Source organism: Actinoplanes sp. NPDC026623 (genome assembly GCF_040638275.1).
Lineage (GTDB): Bacteria > Actinomycetota > Actinomycetes > Mycobacteriales > Micromonosporaceae > Actinoplanes.
The window spans coordinates 43,125-58,319 of the sequence record NZ_JBEZXZ010000022.1 but is presented as its reverse complement, the minus strand read 5'-3'; the positions used below and the strand labels follow the sequence as shown (position 1 = coordinate 58,319).

Sequence of the window (15,195 nt, the reverse complement as noted above, 5' to 3'; positions counted from 1 at the left end):
CCTCCTGGACGACAAAGATCCGATCTATTTCGCCTTGTATCTCTTTAGGGATGGTACACATCGGTCTTATTCGATGGAAGACTTAAACATTGATCCGATGAATCGGTTGACTGTTCGGAGTCCTATCGATACGTTCCCCTCGTCGGCCCGGCTCGGACCCCTCGCCGGCCAGCCCTGGCGTGGACCTGGCACGGCGACGGGGTCCGAGCCGGCTGACCGCCGGTCGAGGGGCCACCGACCGGACGGGACCCGAACAGGGAGCGACGTCGCCGGCGCGGGCGAGACGCGGCCGGTCACGCCACGCCGTTGGGCACGGCGAGCGGTCCAGACCGCGCTCCCCGTAGCGGGAACCGTTCGATGGATGCCGGTGACCCCTCGGCCGCGCCGCCGAGCCTCGGTCCCGCGTTGCGCACACCGGGGCGTCACGACCATCGGAGAGGAACCCGGCATGACGCCCCACACCGTCGCCGTCCTGTGCGCCACCCTCCTGGCGGCCGCCGGTCCCGCGGCCGGCGCGCCCCCACCGGTTCGCGCCGCGGCGCCGTCCCCAGCCGTCAACTACGAGGCGGAGCACGCCACGATCTTCCACGGCACCGTCGACAGCGACCATGCCGGCTTCACCGGTACGGGTTTCGTGAACAGCACCAACGAGATCGGCAGCTACGTCGAGTGGAGTATGAGCGTCGCCGGGGCGGCATCCGTCACGCTGGCATTCCGGTACGCCAACGGCGGCGGCGCCGACCGCCCGGCCGCGATCACCGTCAACGGCGCCGCGGCGGGCACGGTGAACTTCGCCGCGACCGGCGACTGGACGACCTGGCGGACGGCAACGGTCAGCACGACTCCGGCCGCCGGCACCAACACGATCCGGCTGACGAGCACCGGCGCGAACGGCATGGCGAACCTGGACTCGCTCACCATCGACGACGGCACCGCCGGCACCGACTGGTCCGTCGAGATGGTGCGGTCCACGATGGCACGTTTCACGCCGAGCAGCATCGGCGGCTGGGGCTATCCGGTCGGGCTCTATCTGCTCGGCCAGTACGCGGTGTACAAACGCACCGGCAACCCGGCATACCTCACGTTCGTGAAGAGCTGGGTCGATCGATTCGTCGACAGCTCCGGGAACATCGGGCAGAGTTTCAACAACCTCGACAGCATGCTCGCCGGCCGGCTGCTCCTGATCCTGTACGCGGAAACCGGGCAGGTCAGGTACCGCACCGCGGCGACGATGATCCGGAACCGGTTGAACACCTATCCCCGTACCACCGACGGCGGTTTCTGGCACGCGACCAGCGACAGCCGGGCGTGGCAGCTGTGGTCCGACGGCGTGTTCATGGCGATGCCGTTCCTGGCCGAGTACGGCGGAATAGTGGGCGACAGCGCGTATTCGTGGGACGAGGCGACCAGGCAGCTCGTCGTCTACGCCTCGCACCTGCAACAGCCGAACGGCCTGATGAAGCACGCGTACGACGAGAAACGCGCGCAGAGCTGGGCCGACCCGGCCACCGGCCTGGCACCGGAGTACTGGTGCCGAGCGATCGGCTGGTTCGGGATGGCGACCGTGCAGATCCTCGACATCATCCCGGCCGACCACCCCAGGCGTGCCGCGCTGATCGGCATCGTGCGGAACCTGGTGCGCGGTTTCGCCACGTATCAGGATCCGGCGACCGGACGGTGGTTCCAGGTCGTCGACAAGGGCAGCCGCTCGGACGACTGGACCGAGACGTCGTGCTCGAGCATGTACACGTACACCATCGACCTCGCCGTGCAGCGCCGCTACGTCGGCGCCGGGTACCAGGTCAGCGCCGACCGTGGCTATCAGGGTGTGTTGAACCGGATCTCGCTCGGCAGCGACGGCCGCACGGATCTCACCGACATCTCGATCGGCACGAACGTCGGCGACTACGGGTACTACGTGGGCCGCACCCGGGCGACCAACGACTTCCACGGCTTGGGCGCCTTCCTCATCATGAACGAGCAGATGCGGTAGGAAAGGCCGTTCGGGTCCGGCGTCCCGCGGGATGCCGGACCCGCCCTTCTCCGGTGGTACGACAGAGCGGTACGCCGGTCAGGCGATCGTGATCCGAAAGACCTTGTCCGATCCGTCGGCCGCGCCTCCGTTGTTGTCACAGTTGGTGGTGCTCAGCCAGAGCTGGTCGGCGCCCGGCACCTTGACAACCGTGCGCAGCCGCCCGTACGTGCCGACGTAGTACGACGTCGGCGTGCCGGTGTTCTCGCCGTCCTGCAGCGGGATCCGCCACATCCGCTCGCCACGCAGCGCCGCCATGTACACCACGTCACGCACGATCGCGATCCCGCTCGGCGAGGCGGAGTTCACCGACCACTGGCGCTTCGGGTTCTCCATGCCCGAGACGCTGCAGGTGCCCTCGCAGGCCGGCCAGCCGTAGTTGCGGCCCGGCTTGACGAGGTTCAGCTCGTCGAACTGGCTGTTGCCGAACTCGGCCTCCCACAGGCGCCCCCGGGAGTCCCACGCGAGGCCCTGCGGATTGCGGTGGCCGTAGCTGTACACCAGCGAGCCGGGGAACGGGTTGCCGGGCGCCGGCGTGCCGTCCGTCTTCATCCGCAGGACCTTGCCGTTGAGCGAGTTCCTGTCCTGCGCCAGAGCGGGCGTCTGCGCCTCACCGGTGGTCGCGTAGAGGCGCCCGTCCGGACCGAAGGCCAGCCGGCCACCATTGTGGTAACGGTTCTTCTTGATCCCGGTGACCAGCGCGGTGTACCCGGTGAGCGTGCTGCCGTTGTATGTCATCCGCGCGATGCGGTTGCCCTCCGACGCGGTGTGCATGAGGTACACGAAGTGGTTGGTACTCCAGTTCGGGTCGACCGCCACGCCAAGCAGGCCGCCCTCCCCGTCGGTCTGTACGCTGTTCGGCACGGTGCCGACCCGGGTGCGTACTCCGGCGAGGGTGACCTTGAAGACCGCGAACGAGTCTCGTTCGGTGGCGATCGCGGTCTGCCCGTCCGGCATCCAGGCGATGCCCCAGGGGATCGTCCAGCCGGTGGAGATGGTGGTGATGCTGGACGGCACGCCCCCGGTACAGCCGGACGTGTGGATGGACCGGGCGTTGCTCGGCGCCGACACGTTGCCAGCCGCGTCCTTCGCGACCACGGCCAGCGTGTACGCGGTGTTACAGGCCAGTCCGGTCACCGTCGTCGAGGTCACGTTGCCGACCGTTTTGAGCACCGAGCCGCCGCTGCGTACCTCGTACCCGGTCACCCCGACGTTGTCCGTCGACGCCGTCCAGGAGGTGTCCACGCTGCTTCCCGCGGCGTTGGCGGTGGTGAAGTCGGCCGGCGCCGACGGCGCCTGCGGGTCGGAGCCCGGCAGGGTCGTGCAGGTCGCCTGCGGGCTGCTCGTCGAGACGTTGCCCGCGGCGTCGCGGCCGAAGACCGACAGCCGGTACTCGACGTGCGGTTGCAGACCGGTCAGCGACTTCGAGGTGGCGGTCCCCGCGGCCTCGCTGATCTTGTTGCCGTCGTGGTAGATGTCGTACGCGACCACGCCGACGTTGTCGGTCGACGCACCCCACGTGAGCGTCAGGCTGTTCTCGGTGACGGCACTGCAGGCGGGCTGCCCGGGCGCGGCCGGCGGGACCGTGTCGCCCGGTACCCCGGTGTCGAGTACGTCGACGTTGGGTCCGCCGTTGGCCGTGACCGCGGTGGCCCGGATCCGGTTGGTGCCGGCCGAGAGCCCGACCGTGAACGTCACCGTCTGCCAGGTGTCCCAGTCACCGGTGCTCGGGAACGACAGCCCGGTGCGCACCAGAGTGCCGTTGACGGAGATGTCCATCGGGCGGTCGACGCTGGCGCCGTTGGCCACCCCGTTGGCGTAGCGGATCGCGATGCTGAGGTTGCCCGCGGTCGTCGCCGGTACCGACCACTCGACGAAGCCGCCGACCGCGTTGTCGTAGTTGACGAACCCGGTGCCGGTGTAACCGGCGTGGTTGGACTCGACGACGCCGTGCGAGATCGTCGCGTTCTCCGCCTGATACCGGACGGCCGCCGCGTGCGCCGGCTGTCCCAGCGGAAGGATCGCGGCCACCGCGACGGCGGCCGGCAGAGCGTGGAACCAGAGTCTCGTCCTTCGTTGCATGCGCTCCTCCAAGACCTGATCTGATGTGGATGGCGTGGAGCTTGCACCGGGACAACGCGTGGCCCGGCCGACGACGGACCGGCACGAACAGCGTCCGCCGGCCCGCCATCGGCGGGTGACCGGTCCCGTCGCCGGGTCAGCCGATCGCGATCTTGTCGAGGTCGGGGGCGTACCCGGTGTCGTTGAAGAATCTGATGGTGTTGTCGCCCGCGTTGAGCGAGACGGTGGTGGTGGCACTGACCGGAGTCGACCAGCTGGCGCCGGTCAGTGCCACCTGGCCGGCGGCGGCGCCGTTGACGCTGACGAAGAAGGTCCTGGTTCCGCTGACCTCACCGGTGATGGTCAGTGTCCGGCTGCCGGCAGCGCCCACGGCGACGTTGTTGACGGTCTCGTAGTTCGCCGCGCTCTTACCGATGAAGCGCACCTTCGCCCCGCCGGAACAGGTCGAGCAGGTGGCGACGGCGGCGGCACCGGCCAGGGTGTTGCCGGCCGCCTCGGCCTCGATGGTCACCCTGCCGCCACCGGACACCGGTGTCGCCCGGATCAGCCTGGCCTCACCGGGCCGCAGGGTCGTGCTGTACGTGTCGGTGATGACGCCACGGTCCGCACCGGACCACAGGTCGGTGACCTGGGCGCTGCCGGAGAAGCCGACCTGCGACCAGTTGACGCTCACCGTCGACGAGCCGCTCGTGGCGGTGTTGAACAGGGCCACCACGTGGTCGCCGTTCGCCTCCCGCTTGCTCCAGACCTGATTGCCGCCACTGCTGACGATGCGCCTGGCGGCCACTCCGTCCTGATCGACGGCGATGAGCCGGTCGTTGGTGAGCATCGCCGTGTCGGTGGCGTCGAGATGGGTCAGGTCGGTGCCCAGCAGCAGTGGCGAGGCCGCCATCGCCCAGAGCGTGAAGTGCGACCGGCGCTGATCGACGGTCAGCCCGATCCGGTCGCCGTTACCGATTTCCAACGAGTCCAGATCGTTCCAGCCTCCCGGGCCGGCGTACGGCTGCCAGGACGCCGCCGAGCCGAACCGGGTCAGCACGTGCGACCAGTCGGTGATCGGATAGCCGCTGCCGTTCGGGCCGGGCCCGCAATAGCACTCGAGGTCGCCCTGGGTTCGCCAGCTGTTGGCGTACTGCCGCCAGGTGCTCGCATCGGCGATCGCCAGATTGTTCGACAGGGCGTAGTTGATCTGACGGCCCGAGGCGCGCAGCGCGCTCGCCCACGCCCGCACATCGGGGATGTCCTGGCTGCCGACGCCGTCGATCTTCAGATAGTCGACTCCCCACGAGGCGAACTGGGCTGCCCACGAGTTGATGAACTCCTGCGCGCCGGCCTTGCTGTAGTCGATGTAGTACATGTGCCGGCAGTTGTAGTTCTTCTCGGTTTTGCTGGTGTCGGCGATATCCGCCGCGTGCCGGTCGGTGCCGGCGATCACCGTGTTCTGCATGACGGCGTTCTGGGCGATGCCCGGCGTGACATAGAGACCGAACTTGAGACCGTCGTTGTGTACGTAGTCGGCCAGCGCCCTCATGCCGCTCGGAAACCTCGCGGTGTCCACGACCCATCTGCCGAAGCTGTCGACCATCGGGCCGTTGCTGTCGCACCTCATCCAGAAGTCGTCGAGATTGATGTACACGAAGCCGTGCGCGGACAGACCGCTGTTCTTCATCGCGTCGGCCTGCGCCTTGATGACGGCCTCGGTCGGCGTTCGCCGGACGAAGCTCCAGCTGCTCCAGCCCATCGCCGGCCGGATCGACAAGCCGTTGTCCGACGCCGCCGCGGGCCGAGCGCCGGCGACGACCACCGTCGTCAAGCCCACCGCTACCGTCACCGCGGCCAGCCAGGCGAGTAGTCGCCGGGCCCGGTACCTCCACTGTGGATGCATCCTGTCTCCCTCGAAAGCATGGTGGATTTCACGCTCGCGGCGGGGGTCGCCGAGCACGGGACGCGGACGCTGACACGTCCGTCCCGGGCTCAAGGACGGCAGACGACGACCGAGGGTGTGCGGGATGCTCGCGCGTGAGAATGGCGGCGCACGGGACGGCTCGGGTGGGCGGATCGAGTCGGTCCGGCGCTCCGTGGGTCATCGCCCCGACTTGGACGGCACCGGAGCAGAATCATCAAACCTCGCCACGTTCGTTTACGTCAAGGTTTGTTCGTAATGCGCGGAGAGCCACGCACGGTTGACACATATGGCCACACAAAATGTCCCTACTGAGCACGGCCGCACGATCAGCGCGGCACAGCACCCACCGGCCGCGGGGCCCGGCCGCGCGGGAGACAACCCGGAAATGCGGCGAACCTACCCCGACGGCGCGTCCTCGAGCCGATGCCGGTCGGCCCCCGGCGTCGCGGAGGCCGACTCGAACCGCCAGTCCCTGCCGGCGGTCAACCGGTACGTCGCGATGCCGGGTGCGCCCGCGTCGTCGGTGCCGTACACCCGCCAGGTCTGCCCGTCGAGGCGTTCCATGTCCCGGACCCGGACGCCGGTGGCGACCTCCCTGGTCCGCCAGCCGCCGAGCGGTGACCAGAGCGCGACCCGATCGCGCACCCGGCCGTCCGGGCCGGGCTCCATCCACACCACGAACGGCCAGGCGGCCAGCGTGCTGCCGACGAGGCTGATGTGGTCGGGTGAGCGGAGATCAAGCCTCCGCGGCGGGGTGTCGACGACCTTGAGATAGGCCTCCTGGCTCGCGTCGTCGACCGTGGTGCCCAGATCACGCCCGTCGGCGGCGTGGAAGTGCAGGTCGGCCGGCGTGAAATGGGTGTAGTAGAGGTTTCGGCGGTGCCGGTCGTGCAGGCGCCCCTCGGGGCCGCAGCCGGCCAGCGTGTAGACGATGGCGACCCGCTCCGGGTACAGCGGCGTCGCGGGCTCGTACCGGAGCTGGCCGACGTGGATCTCATTCATGTGGTCCGCCCGATCGAGCGACGCGATCGCCCGGCGGTGGCCGGTCAACGACGCGGAGCTGCGCCAGGTCCGGCCGTGGTCGGTGGATCGGACGAACGTCACCGGCCGGGTGCCGGTCGGACGGCCCCGGTCGGGGTCGCCGGCGGTCTCCCGGATGAACACGAAGATCGTGCCGTCGCCGGTGCGTAACGGCATCGGGTACGTCGCACCCTGCCCCGCACCGATGGTGATGTCCATCCACGTGCCGTCGATCGCGCGCGGCCGTGCCGAACGGGCCATCCGGAGTTGCCCGTCGCGCAGGCCGCGAAAGACCAGCAGGTGGCCGTCGGCAGCCTGGATCATCGTCGGATGACCGGGCGGGTCGTCGCCGCCCGCCACTCGCACGGGCGCCGACCAGGTACGGCCGTGATGGTCGTACGCCTGCACGTAGTCGTCCTCGCGGTGGCCGCCCCGGCAGACGAAGGTCTTGCCGGAGACAGCGTCGTACAGGCCGTCCCCGACGGGAAGCCGGTCGCCGCACACGGCGACCGCGGTCGGCGGCGTCATGGCAGTGCCGAGACGGGCGCCGGGTTGGCCACGAGTGCCTGGGTGCGCATAGCAAACTCCCATCAGCGATCGAGAGGGCGGGACAGGGCCGCCCGGGACAGGGGTCGAACAGCCGCCCGCCGACGCCGGACCGGTGACCCGGCCACCTATCCTTGGCTTCATGGCCCTGACGGACGAGGCGATCGAGCGAATAAAGGCGATGATCGTCTCCGGCGAGTTGCGCCCGGGCGACCGGTTGCCGAAAGAAGCGGATCTGGCCGGCCGCCTCGGTCTGTCCCGCAACTCGTTGCGGGAGGCGGTGAGGGCACTCTCGCTCATCCGGGTGCTGGACGTACGCCAGGGCGACGGCACGTACGTGACCAGCCTGCGACCCGAGGTGCTGCTCGACACGATGGGGTTCGTCCTGGACTTCCACGGCGATGACAGCGTGCTGCACCTGCTGGAGGTACGCCGGATCCTCGAACCGGCGGCCACCGCGATGGCCGCCCTGACGATGAGCGACGACGACATCGAATCGCTGACGACCCTGATCGCGGTGACGGGTGACGGACCGGACGCCGACGACGTCGACGGCCTCAACGCCCTCATCGCCGCGGACCTGGAGTTCCATCGGCGGATCGCCGTCGGCTCCGGCAACCCGGTGCTCGCCTCGCTGATCGAGAGTGTCTCCGGGCCGACGCTGCGCACCCGGGTGTGGCGAGGGCGGACCCAGGAGCACGCCGTCGACCGTACGCTCGAGCAGCACCGGGCGATCCATCAGGCGCTCGCGGCGCGCCAACCCGAGCTGGCCCGGTCGTGGGCCACGGTGCACATCGCCGGCGTGGAGGACTGGCTGCGTCGCGCGCTCGGAGCGGACGGCAACGTCGGCGAGGCACTGAGGCGGCTGAAACCCGGCCCGCGGTAGCGGCGTCCTGCGTGGTCCACATGTGTCTATCCCTTCGTCGCTCCGCCGGTGAGACCCTTGACGAACTGTTTCTGCAGCAGCAGGAAGAAGATCAGCACGGGCAGGGTGGCGAGGAACATGAAGGCGAAGAGCGCGCCGAAGTCCTGCTGATACTGGCCGATCGAGCGGTATATGCCGGTGGTGATGGTCGTGCCCAGGGACGGGCCGAGGATGATCAGCGGATTGAGGAAGTCGTTCCAGATCCAGACGCCCAGGAAGATGAGCACGCTGGCGGTGGCGGGGCGCAGCAGGGGAAACACGATGCGCCAGAAGACCTGCATGCGGGTGGCGCCGTCGATCGAGGCCGCCTCCTCCAACTCGACGGGAATCGAGCGGATGAAACCGGTGAAAACGAAGACACCGAAGGGTACGTAGTAGCCGACGTTGAACAGGATCAGGCCCGGCAACGTCGTCATGAGGCCGATCTCGCGCAGCACGTCGGTGGCGGGTTTGAGGATGACCTGGGGCGGAATCATCAGTCCACTGAGGAGCACTAGGGTCAGCCATCGCGCCCCACGGCCGGCCGTACGGGCCAGGTAGTGCCCGAGCATGGCGGAAAGGACGGTGAGGATGCCGATCGACAGCGAGGTCACGATGAGGCTGTTGGTGAGGCTGACCCAGAAGAGATGGTCGGTGCGGGTGAACACCGCCTCGACGTTGTCCAACGTCGGCGGGATGGGCAGCGAGGCCGGAGACGGGGCGATCAGCCGGCCCCGCTTGAAAACGTTGACCAGCGCCATGTACAGCGGCACGAAGAAGAGTGCTGCGACGGCGGCCGCCAGAGCCTTGCGCCTCATAGGTTGATCTCCCTGCGCTGGAGGACCTTCAGCGCGGCCGCGGCGGCGGTGGCGATGATGAGCAGCATGACGATCGCCTCGGCCGACGCATAGCCGGGGTGGTCGGACACGAAGGCCTCTCCGAGGATGACGTAGGCGATCGTCGCGGTCGTACCCGTGCCTGGCCCGCCGCGGGTGATGATCTGCACGTGGTCGAAGACCTTGAACGCCGAGATCAGCAGGATGACCGTGTTGACGGTCAATGCGGGCGCGAGCAGCGGCCAGGTCACCCGCCAGAACCGCTGGAACGCGCCGGCTCCGTCGATGGCCGCCGCTTCGGTCAGTTCGGTGGGTACCCCTTGCAGGCCGGCCAGATACACCACCACGCAGAACCCGAGCATCTGCCAAGAGATGATGGCGCCCAACGAGTACAACGCATAGTGGGGATCGGACAGCCATCCTGGCGGATCGTCGATCCCGAGTCCCCGCAGCGCCTGGTTGAGCAGTCCGTCGTTGTCGAGCAGGCGGGTCCAAATGACGCTCACGACGACCGAACTGAGCACCACGGGCACGAAGAAGACGCTGCGCAGCGCGTTGTAGAACCACCCGGGCCGATCGAGCAGCGCGGCGATCGCGAGGCCCAGTACGTTGGGCACCACCACCACGATAAGGGTGAGGATCGTGGTGACGCGCAACGACGTGCGGAACTCCGAATCCGCGAAGAGCAGCCGATAGTTGTGCAACCCGACCCACTTGGTCGGCGGGTTGAACGGGTTGTAGTTGGTCAGGCTGTAGGCGGCGCTGATCAGGATCGGCAGCAGCACGAACGCGGCGTAGACGCTGACGGCAGGCCCGCCGAACGACAGAAAATGCCATGGATTTCGTCGGCGCACGGCGGATCTCCCTTCTTGCGGTGCAGGCGGAGTCGGAGCTAGCCGGCGGCCTTCTGCCACTCACTGTCGAGGAACGAACAGACCTGATCGACGGTCTTGGTGCCCGACACCAGATCGACCAGGGAAGAGTCCACTCTGGCGCCGACGCCGGGCAGGAAGCCGTCATCGCCGGCCTCGAAGCCCATCGAGGGAACGACGGCCTTGGCCGCCAGCGCCTTGGCGTACAGGTCATAGCCGGCCTTGAAGGCAGGGCCGACGTCCGACGGCGGGCTGAAGCCCTTGACCGCTACGAACAGGCCGTCGTTCTTGGCGGAGGCGTCCATGTTGGTCTTGTCGGTCTGGAATGCGAGCGCGAACTTCCGCGCCGCGTCCAGATTCTTGGCCTTGGCGTTCACGAGCAGGCCACCGCCGGTGAACGCGGGCACGACCATCGTGCCGTCGTCGGACGGCCAGGTGAGCTGCCCGACGTCGAAGGCCGGCCTGGTCTTGGGATCATCGAGCGCGCCGGCGAACCAGTTGCCCATCGGGTAGATCGCGCCTTTGCCGTCGAGGAAGGCCTGCTGCGTAGCCGCGTAGTCGCGCGAGACGTCACCCTTGTTCACATAGCCCTTGGCGGACAGGTCGGCCAGCTTGGCCGCGGCGGCTTTCCAGTCGGCGTCGCAGAACTTCACCTTGCCGGCCCGGCGGTCGGCCATCCAGGTCGGATTCTTCGCGTAGACGTCCGTGCCGGCTATCCCAGCGAACAACACGCCGAGGTTGTCGTGCACGCCGCCGGTGACGAGCGGCTGGATGCCCTTGGCCTTCAGCTTCTGTGCCGCGGTCAGAAACTCCGCATAGGTCTTCGGCTCAGCCGTGATGCCCGCGGCGGCGAACTGCTTCTTGTTGTAGTAGACGACCGGGATCGTCTGCGTGTTGGCGGGCAGCTGATAGACCTTGCCCTTGACCGCTCCGTTGTTGGGAAACTCGAAGTCCTTGAGCTCATCAGGGTTGAACGCGTACAGCTTGCCGGCCTCGGCGAAGCCGGCGGGTGACACCGCGATCATCACGTCCGGCAGTTGGCCGGTGGAGTCGAGCTGCTTGGCGTACCTGGTGCGGTCCTGATCCGGCGAGACCAGCTTCTTCACCGTGATGTCCGGGAACTTGTCGGTCACCCGCTTGATGGCCGCGTCCCAGTATGCCGGGGTCAGGTTCGGCGTTTCGAAGACCAGGAAGGTGATCTCCTTCTTGCCCGCCGAAGACGCGGAGTCAGTGGCGGAACAGGCGGCCGACGCGAAGATCACCAGGGCGGCCGCGACCGCGCGCGCCAGCAACCTTGGAGCAGTGGATCCGATGCTTCCAGGTGAATTCATGGGATTACCTCTCGACACGGGTCTCAGACAGCAAGATTCATGCGGATGACTACCGTCGGCGAGGTGCGGTGGAATGTGGATCGTTCATGAACGCGCGTTCTTGGTGGAGTGATGGCGAAGCTACGCCTGCCGTCGGCAGGGGTCAAGAGATTGACGTTGTGGGCCTGCGGCAAGCAGTTTCGGGCTCATTGACAGTGCTTTGGATGCCCCGCATGATGGTGCGTACCGCAAGAACGCGTGTTCGCGCCGGATTCGGGCGAGCACGGCGGAACCCTGCCATCGGGCCAGGGCGGTGCACACCTGCACTCTCTACGGACGAAAGGTCGGATCGTGGCCACCAGTGCGGACGTCGCGCGCCTGGCCGGCGTCTCCCGCGCCACGGTGTCGCGCACACTGTCCGGCAACGCCAACGTCAACGACGACACCCGGCGCCGGGTCGAGGCGGCGGCAACCAGCCTGGGCTACGTGCCGGACATGGCCGCGCAGTCACTGTCCGGCGGGCCGTCGCGGACCATTGCGCTGGGCTTCTTCGCCGACGAGATGTGGGCGCTGTCGCAGCTGACCAAGCCCAAGCACTACTTCTATCTCAATGTCCTGCGCAGCATTGAATCGGGCGCCGCGGCGGCCGGTTACGACCTGCTGCTGCCCTCACGCCCGAACGAGGCCGAGACCCGCAGCCACAGCTACCTTCGGCGGCTCCGGGCGCGCCGGGTGGCCGGCGCGATCATGGTGGCCTGCCCGCCCGGCGACGTGCGGATCCAGGCACTCGTGGAGGCTCGGTTGCCGACGGTGTTCATCGACGCGGTCGCCTCCGGTCCCTGCGCCACCTGGGTGGCCTCGGAGAACACCGAGGGCGCGCGGGCGATCACCGAGCATCTCATCGCACTGGGGCACCGCCGCATCGCGCGGATCACCGGCACCGAGACCGACCCGTCCGGGGGCGATCGTCTGCTCGGCATCCGGGCGGCGTTCGCGGAGGCCGGGATCGCCGAGGATCCCGGGTTGGCGCGGCGATCGGACTGGTCGACCGAGGGCGCGTACCAGGCAGCCAACGATCTGTTGGATCGGCGGCCCGACCTCACCGCGATCATCGCGGAGAGCGACATGATGGCGATCGGCGTGCTGCGGGCGGTGCACGAGCACGGGCGGCGCGTGCCCGACGATGTCTCCGTCACCGGGTTCGACGATGTGGACCTGTCCGCCTACACGCAACCTTCGCTGACCACCGTCCGCCAGGACACCGACGCGATGGGGGCGGGGGCCGTGGCCGCGCTGCTGGATCTCATCGAAGGCTCGGCGGCCACGGTCGGCCGGGCGCCGGCGCCGTTGCGTCTTCCCACCGAACTGGTGGTCCGCGGCTCGACCGCGCCGCCGCGGGTCCGCTGACGGCACCACCTCGCGGCCACTGCACCGGCCCGCACCGACCCACCGGCCGATGGGCGCACGACGGCCGACCGCTCGACCACCTCGGAAGGTTTCCGCCATGCCCGAACAGCCTCGCATATCGGTCCTGACCGCCGCCGGATCGGCACTGATCCTGGATGCCACGGGGCCGGGCCTGCCCCGGATCCTGCACTGGGGTGGCGATCCCGGGCTGCTGGACACCGCCGATCTGACCGGCCTGCGGGCGGCCGTCGCGCCGTCGGTCGAGTCGCGGATGCACTTCACTGTCGTCCCGGGCCAAGCGGACGGCTGGCGCGGGCGTCCCGGAGTGTCCGGGCACCGCGACGGCGAGTGGCCGCATCTGCGGTTCGCGGTCGACGAGTACGCGATCGAGGGAAACGCGTTACGGATCTCGGCCCGGGACGCCGACGCCGGAGTCGCGGTGGCGGTCCAGATCGTCATGGAACCGTCCGGGGTCGTCCGCATGCGCATCGAGGTCCGCAACGAGGGCGACTCCGTCTTCACCCTGGACGCGGCGTCCTGTCAGCTGCCCGTCGGGGGGCAGGCGACCGAGGTGCTGGACTTCACCGGACGGTGGGCCGCCGAACGGAGCCCGCAACGCGGGCCGGTGCGCCACGGCATCACCCTGCGCGAGTCGCGGCGCGGCAAAACCGGCCACGACGCGACCGGCCTGCTCGTCGCGGGGACTCCGGGATTCGGGTTCGGCGCCGGAGAGGTGTGGGCGGTGCACGCCGGATGGAGCGGCGATCACGTCCACTGGCTGGAACGCCGGCCGGAAGCCGCACCGGTGCTGGCCGGCGGCGAGTTGTTGGGCCCCGGTGAGATCCGGCTCGCGCCGGGCCGGACGTACCAGAGTCCATGGATCTTCTTCGCCTGGTCCGGCACCGGCCTGGACGGGCTCGCCGCCCGCCTCCACGAGCGGCTCCGTGCCCGGGCCGGCCATCCGCGCACACCTCGCCGCGTCATCCTCAACACCTGGGAGGCCGTCTACTTCGACCATGACCTCGGCAAACTCACCGAGCTGGCGGAATGCGCCGGGCGGCTCGGCGTGGAACTGTTCATCCTGGACGATGGCTGGTTCCAGGGCCGGCGCGACGACACCGCCGGGCTCGGCGACTGGACCGTGGACCGAGACGTCTGGCCCGACGGGCTGCACCCCCTGGTCAAACGGGTCCGCGAACTCGGCATGGCGATGGGATTGTGGGTCGAGCCGGAGATGGTCAGCCCGGACTCCGATCTGGCCCGGGAGCACCCCGAGTGGATCCTCGCCGCACCCGGCCGACTGCCCGAACCCGAACGCAACCAGCTGGTCCTCGACGTCGCCCACCCCGACGCCCACGCCTACCTGCTGGACCACCTGGACCGCCTCGTCGCCGAGTACAGCCTCGACTACCTGAAATGGGATCACAACCGGGACCTGCTGGAAGCCGTCCACGACGGCCGGGCGGGCGTGCACGAGCAGACCCACGCCGTCTACCGACTACTGGAAGAGCTTCGCGCCCGCCACCCCGGCCTGGAAATCGAGTCGTGCGCCGGCGGCGGCGCGCGCATCGACTACGGCATTCTCGAACGCACCGACCGCGTCTGGACCTCCGACACCAACGATGCCCTGCAACGCCAGGCGATCCAGCGCTGGACCGGGTTGCTGCTGCCGCCGGAACTGCTGGGCAGCCACGTCGGCGCCGACCGCGCCCACATCACCGGCCGCGTCGCCGACCTGCCGTTCCGCCTGACGACCGCCCTGTTCGCGCACGCCGGCATCGAATGGGACGTCACCCGATGCTCCCCCGCCGAGCTGGACGCGCTGACCGCATGGATCGCGGTGTACAAGCGGCTCCGCCCCCTGATCCACTCCGGTCGCCGGGTCAACGCCGACCACCCGGATTCGCGGGCGTGGCTGCACGGGGTCGTCGCGCTCGATGGCCGGCACGGCGTATTCGCCTACGCCCAACTGGACATCGGCGTCGACCCGGCCCCGCCGCGCCTGCGCCTGCCCGGCTTGGACCCCGGCGCGATCTACACCGTGACGCCGTGCCCGGAGATCGCCCTGCCGAGGGCGGATGTCGCAGAACGGGCACCGTGGCTGGCGTCGCGGCCGGTGCGGGTTCCGGGCGCGGTGCTGGCGACCGTCGGGCTGACCGCGCCGTTCCTCGACCCGGCGCAGGCGGTGCTGTTCGAGGTCCGCGCGGACGGGCAGGTCGATGGAGGAGATTCGACCATGATCACCGGCGGGCCGAGAAGGGAATGACCGTGGTCGAATGA

10 protein-coding genes are annotated in these 15,195 nt (G+C 68.9%); 4 read left to right on the top strand and 6 right to left on the bottom strand.

Annotation, left to right across the window (positions count from 1 at the left end):
• Positions 1-448: 448 nt before the first annotated feature.
• Entirely contained in the window at positions 449-1,993 is a 1,545-nt protein-coding gene (locus tag AB0F10_RS09850; protein ID WP_360621979.1) for a glycoside hydrolase family 88 protein, read from the top strand.
• A gap of 78 nt (positions 1,994-2,071) precedes the next feature.
• Here the strand turns inward: AB0F10_RS09850 and AB0F10_RS09845 are convergent, their stop codons facing one another.
• From AB0F10_RS09845 to AB0F10_RS09835, 3 genes are all read right to left on the bottom strand, one after another.
• Positions 2,072-4,114, bottom strand: a complete 2,043-nt coding sequence (locus AB0F10_RS09845) for a PQQ-dependent sugar dehydrogenase (protein WP_360621977.1) — start codon at positions 4,112-4,114, stop codon at positions 2,072-2,074.
• A gap of 136 nt (positions 4,115-4,250) precedes the next feature.
• Positions 4,251-5,999, bottom strand: coding sequence for an alpha-galactosidase (locus tag AB0F10_RS09840; RefSeq protein WP_360621975.1), 1,749 nt, complete (start codon positions 5,997-5,999; stop codon positions 4,251-4,253).
• A 417-nt stretch (positions 6,000-6,416) separates the two neighbouring features.
• Positions 6,417-7,568 (bottom strand): BNR-4 repeat-containing protein, encoded by a 1,152-nt coding sequence (locus tag AB0F10_RS09835; protein ID WP_360621973.1) that lies wholly within the window; start codon positions 7,566-7,568, stop codon positions 6,417-6,419.
• A 160-nt stretch (positions 7,569-7,728) separates the two neighbouring features.
• Here AB0F10_RS09835 and AB0F10_RS09830 point away from each other — a divergent pair, with 160 nt between their 5' ends.
• Entirely contained in the window at positions 7,729-8,472 is a 744-nt protein-coding gene (locus AB0F10_RS09830; protein WP_360621971.1) for a FadR/GntR family transcriptional regulator, read from the top strand.
• Between the two features lie 26 nt (positions 8,473-8,498).
• On the opposite strand, the gene AB0F10_RS09825 is transcribed toward AB0F10_RS09830, so the two are convergent.
• The 3 genes from AB0F10_RS09825 to AB0F10_RS09815 all read right to left on the bottom strand — a co-directional run bounded on the left by AB0F10_RS09825 (position 8,499) and on the right by AB0F10_RS09815 (position 11,529).
• Positions 8,499-9,308 carry a carbohydrate ABC transporter permease gene (locus AB0F10_RS09825; RefSeq protein ID WP_360621969.1) on the bottom strand — a complete coding sequence of 270 codons (810 nt, stop codon included), beginning with the start codon at positions 9,306-9,308 and terminating at the stop codon, positions 8,499-8,501.
• Positions 9,305-10,111 carry a sugar ABC transporter permease gene (locus AB0F10_RS09820; RefSeq protein WP_360621967.1) on the bottom strand — a complete coding sequence of 269 codons (807 nt, stop codon included), beginning with the start codon at positions 10,109-10,111 and terminating at the stop codon, positions 9,305-9,307. The genes AB0F10_RS09825 and AB0F10_RS09820 overlap by 4 nt, the downstream gene beginning before the upstream one ends.
• Before the next feature lie 107 nt (positions 10,112-10,218).
• Positions 10,219-11,529: an extracellular solute-binding protein gene (locus tag AB0F10_RS09815; protein WP_360621965.1), complete on the bottom strand. Its 1,311-nt coding sequence runs from the start codon at positions 11,527-11,529 to the stop codon at positions 10,219-10,221.
• A 330-nt stretch (positions 11,530-11,859) separates the two neighbouring features.
• Between AB0F10_RS09815 and AB0F10_RS09810 the strand changes: the two genes are divergently transcribed.
• Together AB0F10_RS09810 and AB0F10_RS09805 are read left to right on the top strand one after the other, a co-directional pair.
• Positions 11,860-12,915 (top strand): LacI family DNA-binding transcriptional regulator, encoded by a 1,056-nt coding sequence (locus AB0F10_RS09810; RefSeq protein WP_360621963.1) that lies wholly within the window; start codon positions 11,860-11,862, stop codon positions 12,913-12,915.
• A 97-nt stretch (positions 12,916-13,012) separates the two neighbouring features.
• The gene (locus tag AB0F10_RS09805; RefSeq protein WP_360621961.1) at positions 13,013-15,181 is read left to right on the top strand and encodes an alpha-galactosidase; all 2,169 of its coding nucleotides are present in this window, start codon (positions 13,013-13,015) and stop codon (positions 15,179-15,181) included.
• The last annotated feature ends 14 nt before the right edge of the window (positions 15,182-15,195 follow it).